Genomic DNA, 15,289 nt, shown 5'->3' on the forward strand with positions numbered 1-15,289 from the left:
AGGCATAAAAAAACCCCGGCCTGCCGTGGCAGCCCGGGGTTTGGCTGATGCCAGCGCTCTAGCCCTTACTGGGCAGAAGCGCCTTCGCTGGTTTCAGCGGCATCGCTCATGCTGTCGCCGCCGAGTTCGGCGTTTTCAGCGGCAGTGATGGCGGCGCGCTCGGCGTCGTCCATCTCGTCCTTGACCTTGCGGGCGTTGTGGTACGCCATGCCGGTGCCTGCGGGGATCAGGCGACCGACGATGACGTTTTCCTTCAGGCCGCGCAGTTCGTCGCGTTTGCCCATGATGGCCGCTTCGGTCAGCACCCGGGTGGTTTCCTGGAAGGAAGCCGCCGAGATGAACGAGTCGGTCGACAACGAAGCCTTGGTGATACCCAGCAGCAGGTTGGTGTACGTGGCGGGAACCTTGTTCTCGCTACGCAGACGGTCGTTGGTGTTGAGCATTTCCGAACGCTCGACCTGCTCGCCAGCGATGTAGCCGGACTCGCCCGAGGCCTCGACGACCACACGACGCAGCATCTGGCGAACGATCACCTCGATGTGCTTGTCGTTGATCTTCACGCCCTGCAGGCGGTACACGTCCTGCACTTCGTCGACGATGTAGCGCGACAGTTCCTCGATGCCCAGCAGGCGCAGGATGTCCTGCGGATCGGCAGGGCCGTCCACCACGGACTCGCCCTTGTTCACGACCTGGCCTTCGTGCACCAGGATGTTCTTTTCCTTGGGGATCAGTTCATCCCAGACCGTGCCTTCCGGATCGGTGATCTGGAGGCGGACCTTGCCCTTGGTTTCCTTGCCGAACGACACGGTACCGGTCATTTCGGCCAGCATGCCCTTGTCCTTCGGCGAGCGGGCTTCGAACAACTCGGCGACACGCGGCAGACCGCCGGTAATGTCGCGGGTCTTCTGGCCTTCGACCGGGATACGGGCCAGGACTTCGCCCGGGCCCACGTCCTGGCCGTCACGCACCTGAACCAGCGAGCCGACCTGGAAGCCGATCGTCACCGAGTGGTCGGTGCCGGGGATCTTGACTTCCTGGCCTTGCGCGTCGATCAGCTTGACCTGCGGACGGATCACCTTGGTGGAGCCGCGACGCTTCGGATCGATCACCACCAGGGTGGACAGACCGGTCACTTCATCGACCTGCTTGGCGACCGTCAGGCCTTCCTCGACGTTCTCGAACTGCACCTTGCCGGCGAATTCGGTAATGACGGGACGGGTCAGCGGATCCCAGTTGGCGAGGATCGTGCCGGCCTTGACGGCCTGATCGGCCTTCACTGCCAGGATCGCGCCGTAAGGCACCTTGTGACGCTCGCGCTCACGGCCGTGTTCGTCGTGGATGACGATTTCGCCCGAACGCGAAATCACCACCAGGTCGCCCTTGGTGTTGCTCACGTAACGCATGGTGGCGTTGAAGCCGATCACGCCGTTGGACTTGGCTTCCACGCTGGAGGCAACCGCCGCACGCGACGCTGCACCACCGATGTGGAAGGTCCGCATGGTCAGCTGCGTGCCGGGTTCGCCGATGGACTGGGCGGCGATCACACCGACGGCTTCGCCGAGGTTGATCAGGCCGCCGCGGCCCAAGTCGCGTCCATAGCACTTGGCGCAGATGCCGAAGCGGGTTTCGCAGGTCAGCGCGGTGCGGACCTTGACTTCGTCGACGCCGGCAGCTTCCAGCTCTTCGATGAGGTCTTCTTCCAGCAGGGTGCCGGCCGGTGCCAGCACCGAGCGGTTTTCCGGATGCAGAACTTCTTCTGCAGCCGTACGGCCCAGGATACGGTCGCGCAGCGACTCGATCACTTCACCGCCCTCGACGATGGCGCGCATCAACGAACCGTTGTGCGTACCGCAGTCGATCTCGGTGACGACCAGGTCCTGCGTCACGTCCACCAGACGACGGGTGAGGTAACCCGAGTTCGCGGTCTTCAGCGCCGTATCCGCCAGGCCCTTGCGAGCACCGTGGGTGGAGATGAAGTACTGCAGAACGTTCAGGCCTTCACGGAAGTTCGCCGTGATGGGGGTTTCGATGATCGAGCCGTCGGGCTTGGCCATCAGGCCCCGCATGCCGGCCAGCTGACGGATCTGCGCGGCAGAGCCGCGAGCGCCGGAGTCGGCCATCATGTAGATGGAGTTGAAGGACTCCTGGTCGACGGCCTTGCCGTTGCGGTCGGTCGTCTTTTCCTTGGCCAGCTGGGCCATCATGACCTTCGACACTTCGTCGCCGGCCTTGCCCCAGATGTCCACCACCTTGTTGTAGCGCTCGCCCGCGGTCACCAGACCGGAGGAGTACTGCTGGGCGATTTCCTTCACTTCGCCTTCGGCGCGGGCGATGATGCCGGCCTTTTCCGGCGGCACCAGCATGTCGTCCACCGCGATGGAGATACCGGCACGGGTCGCCAGGCGGAAACCGTTCTGCAGCAGCTTGTCGGCGAAGACCACCGTTTCCTTGAGTCCGCACTTGCGGAAGGACACGTTGATCAGCTTGGAGATTTCCTTCTTCTTCAGGGCCTTGTTCAGGTTCGAGAAGGGAAGACCGCGCGGCAGGATTTCCGACAGCAGGGCGCGGCCGACGGTGGTGTAGGTCAGGGTGGTGGTCGACGAGAACTCGCCGGTCGCCTTGTCCTTGATCCATTCCGTCAGGCGCACGCTGATGCGGGCGGCCAGTTCGGCCTGGCCGGCGTCGAAAGCGCGCTGGACCTCGCCGATATCGGAGAAGACCAGGCCTTCGCCCTTGCCGTTGACCTTGTCGCGGGTGGCGTAGTACAGACCCAGCACCACGTCTTGCGACGGCACGATGGACGGCTCGCCGGAGGCGGGGAACAGGATGTTGTTGGAGGCCAGCATCAGCGTGCGGGCTTCCATCTGCGCTTCCACCGACAGCGGAACGTGGACGGCCATCTGGTCGCCGTCGAAGTCGGCGTTGAAAGCAGCGCAGACCAGCGGATGCAGCTGGATCGCCTTGCCTTCGATCAGGATGGGTTCGAACGCCTGGATGCCCAAACGGTGCAGCGTAGGCGCACGGTTCAGCATGATCGGGTGTTCCTTGATGACCTCTTCCAGGATGTCCCAAACCACCGGCGTGCCGGATTCGACTTCCTTCTTGGCGGCCTTGATCGTCGTCGCGATGCCCATGGCTTCGAGGCGCGAGAAGATGAAAGGCTTGAAGAGCTCCAGGGCCATCAGCTTGGGCAGGCCGCACTGGTGCAGCTTGAGCGTCGGGCCCACGGTGATGACCGAACGGCCGGAGTAGTCGACGCGCTTGCCCAGCAAGTTCTGGCGGAAACGACCCGACTTGCCCTTGATCATGTCGGCCAGCGACTTGAGCGCACGCTTGTTGGCGCCGGTCATGGCCTTGCCACGGCGGCCGTTGTCCAGCAACGAGTCGACAGCCTCTTGCAGCATCCGCTTTTCGTTGCGCGCGATGATTTCGGGAGCCTTCAGCTCCAGCAGGCGGCGCAGACGCGAGTTGCGGTTGATGACCCGGCGGTACAGGTCGTTCAGGTCGGAGGTCGCGAAACGACCACCGTCCAGCGGCACCAGCGGACGCAGGTCCGGCGGCAGCACCGGCAGAACGTCGAGCACCATCCAGCCCGGCTTGATGCCGGACTTCTTGAACGCTTCGAGCAGCTTCAGGCGCTTGGCGTTCTTCTTGACCTTGACTTCCGAACCGGTCAGGTCGCCGCGCAGGCGTTCGATCTCGGTTTCGATGTCGATGGCCTCGAGCAGGTCCTTGATGCCTTCGGCGCCCATCTTGGCAATGAATTCATCGCCATATTCCTTGCGCTTCGCGTCGTAGTCGTCCTCGGACATGATGCCGAACTTCTTCAGCGGGGTCATGCCGGGGTCGGTGACCACGTAGGCTTCGAAGTACAGAACACGTTCGATGTCGCGCAGCGTCATGTCGAGCACCAGGCCCAGACGCGACGGCAGCGACTTCAGGAACCAGATGTGCGCGCACGGTGCAGCCAGGTCGATATGACCCATGCGTTCGCGGCGAACCTTGGTCTGGGTGACTTCGACACCGCACTTTTCGCAGATGACACCGCGGTGCTTCAGGCGCTTGTATTTGCCGCACAGGCATTCGTAGTCCTTGATGGGACCAAAAATCTTGGCGCAGAACAGGCCGTCGCGTTCAGGCTTGAACGTGCGGTAGTTGATGGTTTCGGGCTTCTTCACTTCGCCGAAAGACCACGAACGGATCTTCTCGGGCGACGCCAGGCCGATGCGGATGGCATCGAAGTGTTCGTCGGGGGTGAACTGCTTGAACAGGTCGAGTAGTGACTTCATGGGTCTCTTTACCTTTCCGATTAGGAACGTTCGAGTTCGATGTCCAGGCCCAGGGAACGGATTTCCTTGACCAGAACGTTGAACGATTCCGGCATGCCGGCCTCGATGGAGTGTTCGCCCTTGACGATGGATTCGTACACCTTGGTACGGCCTACCACGTCATCGGACTTCACGGTGAGCATTTCCTGCAGCACGTAGGAAGCACCGTAGGCTTCCAGCGCCCACACTTCCATTTCACCGAAACGCTGGCCGCCGAACTGGGCCTTGCCGCCCAGCGGTTGCTGCGTCACCAGCGAGTACGGACCGGTGGAACGTGCGTGCATCTTGTCGTCGACCAGATGGTGGAGCTTCAAGAAGTGCATGTAGCCGACAGTCGTCGGACGCTCGAACTGCTCGCCGGTACGGCCGTCGATCAGCCAGGCCTGGGTACGCGTATCGGTCAGGTTCTTGGCCTTCGCGATCTCGTCCGGGAACGCCAGCTTCAGCATGGCCCGGATGTCTTCTTCGGCGGCGCCGTCGAACACCGGGGTGGCGAAGGTCGCGCCCTTGGTCAGGTTTTCGGCCATCGCCAGCAGTTGACCGTCGTCCAGCAGGGACAGGTCTTCCTTGTGGCCCGAACTGTTGTACAGCTCTTCAAGGAACTTGCGCAGCTCGGCCACCTTGGCTTCGCGCTGCAGCATATCGCCGATGCGCTGACCGATGCCCTTGCCGGCCCAGCCCAGATGGACTTCCAGCACCTGGCCGACGTTCATGCGCGAAGGCACGCCCAGCGGGTTCAGGCAGATGTCGCACGGCGTACCGTCGGCCATGTAGGGCATGTCTTCGACCGGAACGATCTTGGACACGACACCCTTGTTGCCGTGGCGGCCGGCCATCTTGTCGCCGGGTTGCAGGCGGCGCTTGACGGCCAGGTAGACCTTGACCATCTTCAGCACGCCTGCAGGCAGCTCGTCGCCTTGCGTCAGCTTCTTGCGCTTTTCTTCGAAAGCCAGATCGAAGCTGTGGCGGGTCTGCTCGAGCGAGTTCTTGATCGACTCCAGCTGGGTCGCGACTTCGTCTTCGGCCGGACGGATGTCGAACCAGTGGAACTTCTCGACCGACGACAGGTAGGCCTTGTCGAGCTTGCTGCCCTTGGCCAGCTTGTTCGGGCCGCCGTTGGCGGTCTTGCCGGTCAGCAGCTTCTCGATACGGTCGAAGGCGTCGGCCTCGACGATACGCAGCTGGTCGTTCAGGTCCAGGCGGAAACGCTTCAGCTCGTCGTCGATGATCTGCTGGGCGCGCTTGTCGCGCTGGATGCCTTCGCGGGTGAACACCTGCACATCGATCACGGTGCCTTGCGAGCCCTGGTCCACGCGCAGCGAGGTGTCCTTCACGTCGGAGGCCTTCTCGCCGAAGATGGCGCGGAGTAGCTTCTCTTCGGGCGTGAGCGTGGTCTCGCCCTTGGGCGTGACCTTGCCGACCAGCGTGTCGCCAGGCGAGACTTCGGCGCCGACGTAGATGATGCCGGACTCGTCCAGGCGGTTGAGCTGCTGCTCGGCCAGGTTCGGGATGTCGCGGGTGATTTCTTCTGCGCCCAGCTTGGTGTCGCGTGCCATGACCACCAGTTCCTCGATGTGGATCGAGGTGTAGCGGTCTTCGGAAACGACACGTTCGGAGATCAGGATCGAATCTTCGAAGTTGTAGCCGTTCCAGGGCATGAAGGCGATGAGCATGTTCTGGCCCAGGGCGAGTTCGCCCAGGTCGGTCGATGCGCCGTCGGCCACCACGTCACCCTTGGCCAGCTTGTCGCCCTTCTGGACGATGGGACGCTGGTGGATGTTGGTGTTCTGGTTGGAACGCTGATACTTGATCAGGTTGTAGATGTCCACGCCGACTTCGCCGGCCTGGGCTTCTTCGTCGTTCACCCGGATCACGATGCGGGTGGCATCGACGTAGTCGACGATACCGCCGCGGGTCGCGGTCACCACGGTGCCGGAGTCGACCGCGGAAACGCGTTCGATACCGGTGCCGACCATCGGCTTTTCAGGGCGCAGAACCGGCACGGCCTGGCGCTGCATGTTGGCGCCCATCAGCGCGCGGTTCGCATCATCGTGTTCCAGGAAGGGCACGAGCGATGCCGCCACCGACACGATCTGGGCAGGCGACACGTCCATGTACTGGATGCGTTCGGCACCGACCAGGATCGATTCGCCGGCTTCACGGGCCGAGACCAGGTCGCCGGTGAGCTTGCCGTCCTTGTCCAGCACCGCATTGGCCTGGGCGATGACGTACTTGCCTTCTTCGATGGCCGACAGGTAGTCGATGTCCATCGTGACCTTGGCGTCCACCACACGGCGATACGGGGTTTCGATGAAGCCGTATTCGTTGAGGCGGGCGTACAGGGCCAGCGAGTTGATCAGCCCGATGTTCGGACCTTCGGGCGTTTCGATGGGGCAGACGCGGCCGTAATGGGTCACGTGCACGTCGCGCACTTCGAAGCCTGCACGTTCGCGGGTCAGACCGCCCGGGCCAAGAGCCGAGACACGACGCTTGTGCGTGATCTCGGACAGCGGGTTGGTCTGGTCCATGAACTGCGACAGCTGCGACGCACCGAAGAACTCCTTCAGGGCCGCGGAAATCGGCTTGGAGTTGATCAGGTCGTGCGGCATCAGCGGCTCTTGCTCGGCCTGGCCCAGACGTTCCTTGACGGCCTTCTCGATACGAGCCAGGCCGGTGCGGTACTGGTTTTCGGCCAGTTCACCGACGCAACGAACGCGGCGGTTTCCCAGGTGGTCGATGTCATCGACTTCGCCGTTGCCGTTGCGCAGGTCGACCAGGATCTTGACGACTTGCAGGATGTCGTCGTTGGTCAGGACCATGGGGCCGGTGGACTCGTCACGGCCGACCTTGGCGTTGAACTTCATCCGGCCGACGCGCGACAGGTCGTAGGTGTCCGGGTTGTAGAACAGGCGCTGGAACAGGGCCTGGACCGCGTCCTCGGTCGGAGGTTCGCCGGGACGCATCATGCGGTAGATGGCCACACGGGCTGCGAACTCGTCGACGGTCTCGTCGCTGCGCAGGGTCTGCGAGATGTACGCACCCTGGTCGAGTTCGTTGGTGTAGATCACCTGCAGGTCTTGCACGCCCGAGCTGCGCAGCTTCTTCAGCAGCACTTCGGTCAGTTCGTCGTTGGCCTTGGCGATGATTTCACCGGTGTCGGCATCGACGATGTTCTTGGTCACCACGCGGCCGATGAGGTAGTCCTCGGGCACGCTGATATGGGTGGTGCCCGACTGCTCCAGCTCGCGGGTGTGGCGGGCGGTGATGCGCTTGTCCTTGGCCACCACGACCTTGCCGGCCTTGTCAGTGATGTCGAAACGGGCGACTTCACCACGCAGGCGCTCGGAGACGAACTCCATCTGCGCGCCGCTGTCCATCAGGCGGAAATTGTCGTTGACGAAGAAGTTCGCCAGGATGGTCTCCGGCGTCAGGCCGATGGCCTTCAGCAGGATGGTGACGGGCATCTTGCGACGACGGTCGACGCGGAAGTACAGGATGTCCTTCGGGTCGAATTCGAAGTCGAGCCAGGAACCACGGTAGGGGATGATGCGTGCCGAAAACAGCAGCTTGCCCGAGCTGTGGGTCTTGCCCTTGTCGTGTTCGAAGAACACGCCGGGCGAACGGTGCAGCTGCGAGACGATGACACGCTCGGTACCGTTGATGATGAAGGAACCCTTCTCGGTCATCAGGGGCACTTCGCCCATGTAGACCTCTTGTTCCTTGACCTCCTTGACCACCTTGGACTGCGAAGTCGACGACTCGCGGTCATAGATGATGAGCTGCACCTTGGCACGCACGGCCGAGGCGAAGGTCAGACCACGGGTCTGGCATTCACGGACGTCGAAGGCGGGTTTCGCGAGGTTGTACTCGACGAACTTCATCTCCACGAAACCATTGTGGGAGACGATCGGGAACGCGGCATCGAAAGCAGCCTGCAGTCCTTCGATGGTACGTTTCCGAGGTGCGGTATCGGCCTGCAGGAAGGCGGTATAGGCGTCCTTCTGCATTTGCAGCAGGTAAGGAACTTCCAGCACGCTGTCGCGGCTGCCGAAGCTTTTGCGGATGCGCTTGCGTTCGGTATAGGAATAGGCCATGAGTTCTCCGGGCAAAGACATGAGTCCTGATTCGACTTGACCCGCCGCGCGCGGTCATTCAACACTTACACACGCGCAGCGAGCTTGGCGGTTGGCCACTACCAACCATGGCGGACGGCGATGCATTGCACATCGCCCGGACCAAGGCGCCTTCTGTCGTCGGGGCTCAGAAGACACTACAAAAATGCCGGATCAGGGCATCTTTGTGGTGTGTTCTTAACACTTTCCCTGAAACAGCAAAAGGCTGGGGGCCTTTCGGCACCCCAGCCTCCTGCCGGAGAAGAGCTTACTTCAGCTCAGCCTTGGCACCAGCGTCCAGCAGCTTCTTCAGAGCGGCTTCGGCGTCTGCCTTGGGCAGGCCTTCCTTGACATTCTTCGGAGCGCCGTCGACCAGGTCCTTGGCTTCCTTCAGACCCAGGCCGGTGATTTCGCGCACGGCCTTGATGACGGAAACCTTCTGTGCACCGGCGTCGGTCAGGACGACGTTGAACTCGGTCTTTTCTTCGACGGCTGCAGCAGCAGCGCCGCCGCCGGCTGCCGGTGCCGACATGGCGGCTGCGGACACGCCAAACTTCTCTTCGATGGCCTTGACCAGGTCGTTGAGTTCGAGGACCGTCATGCTGTCGAGCGCGGTCAGGAATGCGTCTTTATCGAATGCCATTTTGAATACCTAAAAAACAATATTGGTTGATTTGCCGCGCAATCAAGCTGCGGCAGCTTCGGCAGCAACTTCTGCAGCCGGGGCTTCAGCTTCCGCGCCAGCGCCACGCTGCTCGGCCAGCGCCGCGAGAACGCGGGCGGTACGAGAGATGGGCGACTGCATCAGGCCCAGCAGTTGTGCCAGCAGCACTTCCTTGGACGGGATGTTGGCCAGTTGCTTCACGCCGTTGACGTCCAGCGACTTGCCCGAGAACGCACCACCGCGGATGACCAACTTGTCGTTGGTCTTCGCGAAGTCGGCCAGCACCTTGGCGGCGGCCACAGCGTCTTCAGAGAAGCCGTAGATCAGCGGACCGGTCATCTGGTCGGCGACGATTTCGAAACCGCTGCCAGCGACAGCACGGCGGGCCAGGGTGTTCTTCAGAACACTCAGGGTCACGCTCTTGCTGCGCGCTTCGTTGCGCAGTTTCGTCATGTCGGCGACCGTGATGCCGCGGTATTCCGCAATCACCAGCGTTTGAGCTTTGGCGGCGAGGCTGGTCACTTCTGCAATGACCGCTTCTTTCTCACTGCGATTAAGACTCAAGGTCTACTCCTTAAAAGTGCCTGAGGCCGGAAGGCCCTTCGGCACACTCTTGTTGCAGCGACCAACTGTTTTTCAGGAAAGGCACGAAACTTTTTCCATCGGCAGCGGGATCGCCATCTGCGCTGGCCACCAGGTGGCGATTAAGTGCAGCCTGCGCCACACACCAGCGGTCTTGGATGGCCTGGAGTCCTGCCGTCGGCGTCACTGCCGTCATGCTGGGCTCCAGCCCACCACCGGACAACCTTGCGGTCATCCGAATTCGTGCAGCTGATTAGGCTGCGTTGATGGATTGGGTGTCCACACGGACGCCCAGACCCATGGTCGAGGACACGGCCACCTTGCGCAGGTAGACACCCTTGCTGGTAGCAGGCTTTGCCTTGGTCAGCGCATCGATCAACGCGACCAGGTTGCCTTGCAGCTTGTCGGAGTCGAACGAACGACGGCCGATGGTGCCGTGGATGATGCCGGCCTTGTCGACGCGGAACTGGATCTGGCCAGCCTTGGCGTTCTTGACGGCGGTTGCGACGTCAGCGGTAACAGTGCCCACCTTGGGGTTGGGCATCAGGCCGCGCGGGCCCAGGATCTGGCCCAGGGTACCGACGACACGCATGGCGTCAGGTGCAGCGATGACGATGTCGAAGGGCATATCGCCAGCCTTCACCATGGCGGCCAGATCGTCCATGCCGACGATATCGGCGCCGGCGGCCTTGGCTTCTTCAGCCTTGGCGCCTTGGGCGAACACGGCAACGCGCTTGGTCTTGCCGGTGCCGTTGGGCAGCACGACGGCACCGCGGACGACCTGGTCGGACTTCTTGGCGTCGATGCCCAGCTGGACGGCCACGTCGATGGATTCATCGAACTTGGCGGTAGCGGCTTCCTTGACCATCGAGATGGCTTCGGTCAGCGCGTACAGCTTGTTGGAGTCGACCTTGCCTTCGAGGGCTTTTTGTTTCTTGGTGAGCTTAGTCATTTCAGAGGCCCTCAACCGTCACGCCCATGGAGCGGGCGGAACCGGCCAGCGTGCGCACTGCTGCGTCGACGCTGGCGGCGTTCATGTCTTTCATCTTGGTCTTGGCGATCTCTTCCAGCTGAGCGCGGGTGATCTTGCCGACCTTTTGCTTGTTGGCCACGGGCGAACCCTTGTCCAGCTTGATGGCCTTCTTGATCAAGGTCGTCGCAGGCGGCGTCTTGATGATGAAGGTGAAGCTCTTGTCCGCGAATGCGGTGATGACCACCGGCAGCGGCAGGCCTGGCTCGACACCTTGGGTCTGGGCGTTGAACGCCTTGCAGAACTCCATGATGTTCAGACCGCGCTGACCCAGCGCCGGGCCGATCGGAGGCGAAGGGTTGGCCTTGCCTGCGGGCACTTGCAGTTTTACGAAACCGACGATTTTTTTCGCCATGTTTGTTCTCCTTGCGGGTAAAAACGCCCGACGGATCCAGAACGGATCGCCGGGCTCCCCGGGGTTAGACGACTCTTCCGACTACACCGCAGGCACCGAGTCGAGAGGCGCCTGCAGCAAAATTATTCTGGAAACCGGTCAGGTCTTCTCGACCTGGCCGAATTCGAGTTCGACCGGGGTGGCACGACCGAAAATTGTCACCGACACGCGGACCTTGCTCTTCTCGTAGTTGACCTCTTCGACCGACCCATTGAAGTCGGTGAAAGGACCTTCCTTGACACGAACCAGCTCGCCGACGATGAACTCCACCTTGTGGCGAGGTTTTTCGGTGCCTTCCTGCATCTGGCTGACGATCTTCTGGACTTCGTCCTCGGAGATCGGAGCCGGACGGTTCTTGGCGCCACCGACGAAACCGGTCACCTTGTTGGTGTGTTTCACCAGGTGCCAGGATTCGTCGTCCATCACCATTTCGACAAACACATAGCCTGGGAACAAGCGGCGTTCGGTGGTGCGGCGCTGGCCGTTCTTCACTTCGACGACTTCTTCGGTCGGCACCAGGATGCGGCCGAACTTGGTTTCCATGCCGGCGCGCGTGATGCGCTCGACGATGTTGCGTTCGACAGCCTTTTCCATGCCCGAGTATGCATGGACGATGTACCAGCGCAGGTCCGGACGGACAACAGCCGCCGGAGCATCAGAACCTTCGGGCAGCAAAGCCTCGCCAGATGTGTTTTCCACGGTGTCCGCCATTATTTTCTCCAGCCCAGGAGCAGGTCATAGAAGACCCATTCCAGCGTCTTGTCGGTCACCCACAGGAACAGTGCCATCACGACGACGAAACCGAACACATAGGCGGTGATCTGAATGGCTTCCTTGCGAGCAGGCCATACGACCTTGCGAACCTCGCGCCAGGAGTCCTGACCGAAGGCGATCAGCTGTTTGCCGGATTCCGACGTGAAGAACAGAACCGCGGCAACGACCAGGCCAACCAGCAGGGCAGCCCATTGCACCAACGCACCCTGGCGCGACAGGAGATAGAACGCCGTCAGCGCGGCCAGCACCAGAACGACGGAAAGGCCGATCTTGGCCTTGTCCGCGCCGGTGCTGACGGTTTCAACTTGGGAGGTTGCCATGAAGCTGGGATTTCCTGCAATGCATCGAGAAAGCGTCGCCGGCCCGCCGAACGAACCCTGGAGACGCCGAAGCCCGTCAGGTCTTGACGGGCTTGGTTACCACCTTAGGTGGCAGGGGCAGTAGGAATCGAACCTACAACCTTCGGTTTTGGAGACCGACGCTCTGCCAATTGAGCTATACCCCTACGAAACAGTTACCTGTCAGGCGATGATCTTGGCCACGACACCGGCGCCGACGGTCTTGCCGCCTTCGCGGATAGCGAAGCGCAGGCCTTCTTCCATGGCGATCGGGTTGATCAGCTTGACGGTGATCGACACGTTGTCGCCAGGCATGACCATTTCCTTGTCGGCCGGCAGCTCGATGGCACCGGTCACGTCGGTCGTGCGGAAGTAGAACTGCGGACGGTAGTTGTTGAAGAACGGCGTGTGACGGCCGCCTTCGTCCTTCGACAGAACGTAGACTTCAGCGGTGAAGTGCGTGTGCGGCTTGATCGAGTTGGGCTTGGACAGAACCTGGCCACGCTCGACGTCTTCACGCTTGGTGCCGCGCAGCAGCAGGCCGACGTTGTCGCCAGCCTGGCCCTGGTCCAGCAGCTTGCGGAACATTTCCACGCCGGTGACGGTGGTCTTCTGCACGTCGCGGATACCGACGATTTCGATTTCTTCGCCGACCTTGACGATGCCGCGCTCGATACGACCGGTTACGACGGTGCCGCGGCCGGAGATCGAGAACACGTCCTCGACGGGCATCAGGAAGGCACCGTCCACAGCGCGCTCGGGCGTGGGGATGTAGGTGTCCAGCGCGTTGGCCAGGGCCATGATGGCTTCTTCACCCAGCTTGCCGGTGTCGCCTTCCAGGGCCAGCTTCGCCGAACCGTGGATGATGGGGGTGTCGTCGCCTGGGAAGCTGTACTTGTCCAGCAGCTCGCGCACTTCCATTTCGACCAGCTCGAGCAGCTCGGCGTCGTCGACCATGTCGCACTTGTTCAGGAACACGATGATGTAAGGCACGCCCACCTGGCGAGCCAGCAGGATGTGTTCACGGGTCTGGGGCATCGGGCCGTCAGCGGCCGAGCACACCAGAATGGCGCCGTCCATCTGGGCAGCGCCGGTGATCATGTTCTTGACGTAGTCGGCGTGACCGGGGCAGTCGACGTGAGCGTAGTGGCGGTTGGCCGTTTCGTACTCGACGTGGGCGGTGTTGATCGTGATGCCGCGGGCCTTTTCTTCAGGCGCTGCGTCGATCTGGTCGTAAGCCTTGGCTTCGCCGCCGAACTTCTTCGACAGAACGGTTGCGATCGCAGCCGTCAGCGTGGTCTTGCCGTGATCGACGTGACCGATGGTGCCCACGTTGACGTGGGGCTTGGTCCGTTCGAATTTTCCTTTTGCCATTTTTCGACTCCGAAAAAAATCTCAAATCCAAAACAACAGGAATGGGCGCCACCCCGAAGGATGGCGCCACAATTGGTGCCCTTGGCGGGAATCGGACCCACGACCTCTCCCTTACCAAGGGAGTGCTCTGCCACTGAGCCACAAGGGCAGTGAAGGCTCGTCTCAGACAACTTCAACGAACCACACTGAATTCAACACAACTGCCAGATCCAAACGGACACCGACAAGACAAAAACTGGAGCGGGAGACGGGAATCGAACCCGCGTCATCAGCTTGGAAGGCTGGGGTTCTACCATTGAACTACTCCCGCATGAAACCGATACGATCATCGATTCAGGCGATCAAAGGTCCGCTGCCACTTCTATTTGTCTTGCTGGTGGAGGAGGCTGGATTCGAACCAGCGTAGGCGTAAGCCAACAGATTTACAGTCTGCCCCCTTTAGCCACTCGGGCACCCCTCCGGCAAGCCTCGCAGTATATCTGTAATTTCTGGAAATTCACAATAGCACCGCACTTTTTTGATGGAGGCTTGCATTTCGGCACAATGCTGCACTGCAACATGAACCGTGGTGCATTGTCCAAACAGGGATTTACATGAGTCGTCCATCACCGCTTCCCGTGGTTGCTGCAGAGGCACCGGCCCCTCGACAGATCAGCCTGGCGCTGCAGGGCGGCGGCTCGCACGGCGCTTTCACCTGGGGTGTGCTGGACACGCTTCTGGCGGACACCCGCCTGGAGATCGCGGGTCTGAGCGGGGCCAGCGCCGGCGCGGTCAATGCCATGGCGGTGGCCCATGGCTTTGCCAAGGGAGGCCCGAGCCACGAAGACCGTGCCCGACTTGCCCGTGAAACACTCGCCCGCGTCTGGCGTGGCGTGGCGGGGCTCGGCAGCCTGGGATCGATGGCGCAGGGCATCGCCCGCATGCTGACCAGCGGCTGGAGCAGCGACGCCGTCTCCGCCAGCGGCGCGTTCAGCGATGCCATGAGCCGCTGGATGTCGCCCTATCAGTCCAACCCGCTCGACTTCAACCCTTTGCGCCGCCTGCTTGATGCAGAGATAGATTTCGAGACGATCGGCCGCATCGAGCATCCGAAGGTGTTCATTTCGGCCACCCAGGTCCGTACCGGGCGCGCGGAGATCTTCCAGGGACGGCGCCTCACGCTGCAGGCGTTGATGGCTTCGACCTGCCTGCCGCAGATGTTCCAGGCGGTCGAGATCGACGGCGAACATTACTGGGATGGCGGCTTTTCTTCCAACCCGCCGCTGGCTCCGCTGATCGACACCTGCGAAAGCCGTGACATCGTGTTGGTGCAGCTCAATCCGATGTCGCGCGAGCCCCTGCCGCAGACCGTGCAGGAGATCGCGGAGCGGGTAAACGAACTCAACTTCAACGCCAGCCTACTGTCGCAGATGCGCAGCATCGACTTCATCAACCGGCTGATCGCGCGGGGCGCTTTGGTGGAGGCGGAAGGCTACAGGAGCGTCCGTCTGCACCGCATCGACGGCGGCAAGGCGATGCAGGAGCTTTCGGCGGCGAGCAAGCTGTCCGCCGACACCGCGATGATGGAAAAGCTTTTCGGCGAGGGTGCCGCGGCGGCCGCGAAGTGGCTGGGCAAGCATTTCGATGCCATCGGCACCGAAGGCACGATCGACATCCACCGTGATTACGTGGGCGCCGGTTACCGCGCCTGAAG

General features: G+C 61.8%; 11 protein-coding genes and 4 tRNA genes. 1 reads left to right on the top strand and 14 read right to left on the bottom strand.

Going from position 1 to position 15,289, the window contains the following annotated elements; all coding sequences use genetic code 11:
- Positions 1 to 65 precede the first annotated feature (65 nt).
- From rpoC to AC3ANW_RS20100, 14 genes are all read right to left on the bottom strand, one after another.
- Positions 66 to 4,289: a DNA-directed RNA polymerase subunit beta' gene (rpoC, locus tag AC3ANW_RS20035; protein ID WP_488342590.1), complete on the bottom strand. Its 4,224-nt coding sequence runs from the start codon at positions 4,287 to 4,289 to the stop codon at positions 66 to 68.
- A 20-nt stretch (positions 4,290 to 4,309) separates the two neighbouring features.
- A complete protein-coding gene (gene rpoB, locus AC3ANW_RS20040) occupies positions 4,310 to 8,422 on the bottom strand; it encodes a DNA-directed RNA polymerase subunit beta (protein ID WP_488345471.1) in 4,113 nt (1,370 codons plus the stop codon).
- Positions 8,423 to 8,708: 286 nt separating this feature from the next.
- Entirely contained in the window at positions 8,709 to 9,083 is a 375-nt protein-coding gene (gene rplL / locus AC3ANW_RS20045; RefSeq protein ID WP_488342591.1) for a 50S ribosomal protein L7/L12, read from the bottom strand.
- A gap of 42 nt (positions 9,084 to 9,125) precedes the next feature.
- Complete coding sequence (rplJ, locus tag AC3ANW_RS20050; RefSeq protein WP_488342592.1) at positions 9,126 to 9,668, bottom strand: 50S ribosomal protein L10; 543 nt, start codon at positions 9,666 to 9,668, stop codon at positions 9,126 to 9,128.
- Positions 9,669 to 9,678: 10 nt separating this feature from the next.
- Positions 9,679 to 9,882 (bottom strand): hypothetical protein, encoded by a 204-nt coding sequence (locus tag AC3ANW_RS20055; RefSeq protein ID WP_488342593.1) that lies wholly within the window; start codon positions 9,880 to 9,882, stop codon positions 9,679 to 9,681.
- Between the two features lie 57 nt (positions 9,883 to 9,939).
- The gene (gene rplA / locus AC3ANW_RS20060) at positions 9,940 to 10,638 is read right to left on the bottom strand and encodes a 50S ribosomal protein L1 (protein WP_488342594.1); all 699 of its coding nucleotides are present in this window, start codon (positions 10,636 to 10,638) and stop codon (positions 9,940 to 9,942) included.
- A 1-nt stretch (position 10,639) separates the two neighbouring features.
- Positions 10,640 to 11,071, bottom strand: coding sequence for a 50S ribosomal protein L11 (gene rplK, locus AC3ANW_RS20065; RefSeq protein ID WP_318633069.1), 432 nt, complete (start codon positions 11,069 to 11,071; stop codon positions 10,640 to 10,642).
- A gap of 138 nt (positions 11,072 to 11,209) precedes the next feature.
- Entirely contained in the window at positions 11,210 to 11,821 is a 612-nt protein-coding gene (gene nusG, locus AC3ANW_RS20070; protein ID WP_488342595.1) for a transcription termination/antitermination protein NusG, read from the bottom strand.
- On the bottom strand, positions 11,821 to 12,204 hold the full coding sequence (gene secE, locus AC3ANW_RS20075) for a preprotein translocase subunit SecE (RefSeq protein ID WP_488342596.1): 384 nt from the start codon (positions 12,202 to 12,204) through the stop codon (positions 11,821 to 11,823). Before secE ends, nusG begins: the two co-directional genes overlap by 1 nt.
- 109 nt (positions 12,205 to 12,313) lie before the next feature.
- Positions 12,314 to 12,389 (bottom strand) — tRNA-Trp (locus AC3ANW_RS20080).
- Between the two features lie 16 nt (positions 12,390 to 12,405).
- The gene (gene tuf / locus AC3ANW_RS20085; protein ID WP_488342597.1) at positions 12,406 to 13,596 is read right to left on the bottom strand and encodes an elongation factor Tu; all 1,191 of its coding nucleotides are present in this window, start codon (positions 13,594 to 13,596) and stop codon (positions 12,406 to 12,408) included.
- 73 nt (positions 13,597 to 13,669) lie between these two features.
- Positions 13,670 to 13,744 (bottom strand) — tRNA-Thr (locus tag AC3ANW_RS20090).
- Positions 13,745 to 13,832: 88 nt separating this feature from the next.
- Positions 13,833 to 13,906, bottom strand: a tRNA-Gly gene (locus AC3ANW_RS20095).
- A 64-nt stretch (positions 13,907 to 13,970) separates the two neighbouring features.
- Positions 13,971 to 14,056 (bottom strand) — tRNA-Tyr (locus tag AC3ANW_RS20100).
- A 133-nt stretch (positions 14,057 to 14,189) separates the two neighbouring features.
- Here AC3ANW_RS20100 and AC3ANW_RS20105 point away from each other — a divergent pair.
- Positions 14,190 to 15,287: a patatin-like phospholipase family protein gene (locus tag AC3ANW_RS20105; protein WP_488342598.1), complete on the top strand. Its 1,098-nt coding sequence runs from the start codon at positions 14,190 to 14,192 to the stop codon at positions 15,285 to 15,287.
- The last annotated feature ends 2 nt before the right edge of the window (positions 15,288 to 15,289 follow it).

It is taken from the genome of Xylophilus sp. PBN-3R (genome assembly GCF_057747805.1).

Bases quoted from the DNA above. Each gene is read 5' to 3' on its own strand.
- rplA (WP_488342594.1), bottom strand. From the start codon at position 10,638: ATGACTAAGCTCACCAAGAAACAAAAAGCCCTCGAAGGCAAGGTCGAC.
- rpoC (WP_488342590.1), bottom strand. From the start codon at position 4,289: ATGAAGTCACTACTCGACCTGTTCAAGCAGTTCACCCCCGACGAACAC.
- secE (WP_488342596.1), bottom strand. From the start codon at position 12,204: ATGGCAACCTCCCAAGTTGAAACCGTCAGCACCGGCGCGGACAAGGCC.
- rplL (WP_488342591.1), bottom strand. From the start codon at position 9,083: ATGGCATTCGATAAAGACGCATTCCTGACCGCGCTCGACAGCATGACG.
- AC3ANW_RS20055 (WP_488342593.1), bottom strand. From the start codon at position 9,882: ATGACGGCAGTGACGCCGACGGCAGGACTCCAGGCCATCCAAGACCGC.
- AC3ANW_RS20105 (WP_488342598.1), top strand. From the start codon at position 14,190: ATGAGTCGTCCATCACCGCTTCCCGTGGTTGCTGCAGAGGCACCGGCC.
- rplK (WP_318633069.1), bottom strand. From the start codon at position 11,071: ATGGCGAAAAAAATCGTCGGTTTCGTAAAACTGCAAGTGCCCGCAGGC.
- rpoB (WP_488345471.1), bottom strand. From the start codon at position 8,422: ATGGCCTATTCCTATACCGAACGCAAGCGCATCCGCAAAAGCTTCGGC.
- tuf (WP_488342597.1), bottom strand. From the start codon at position 13,596: ATGGCAAAAGGAAAATTCGAACGGACCAAGCCCCACGTCAACGTGGGC.
- nusG (WP_488342595.1), bottom strand. From the start codon at position 11,821: ATGGCGGACACCGTGGAAAACACATCTGGCGAGGCTTTGCTGCCCGAA.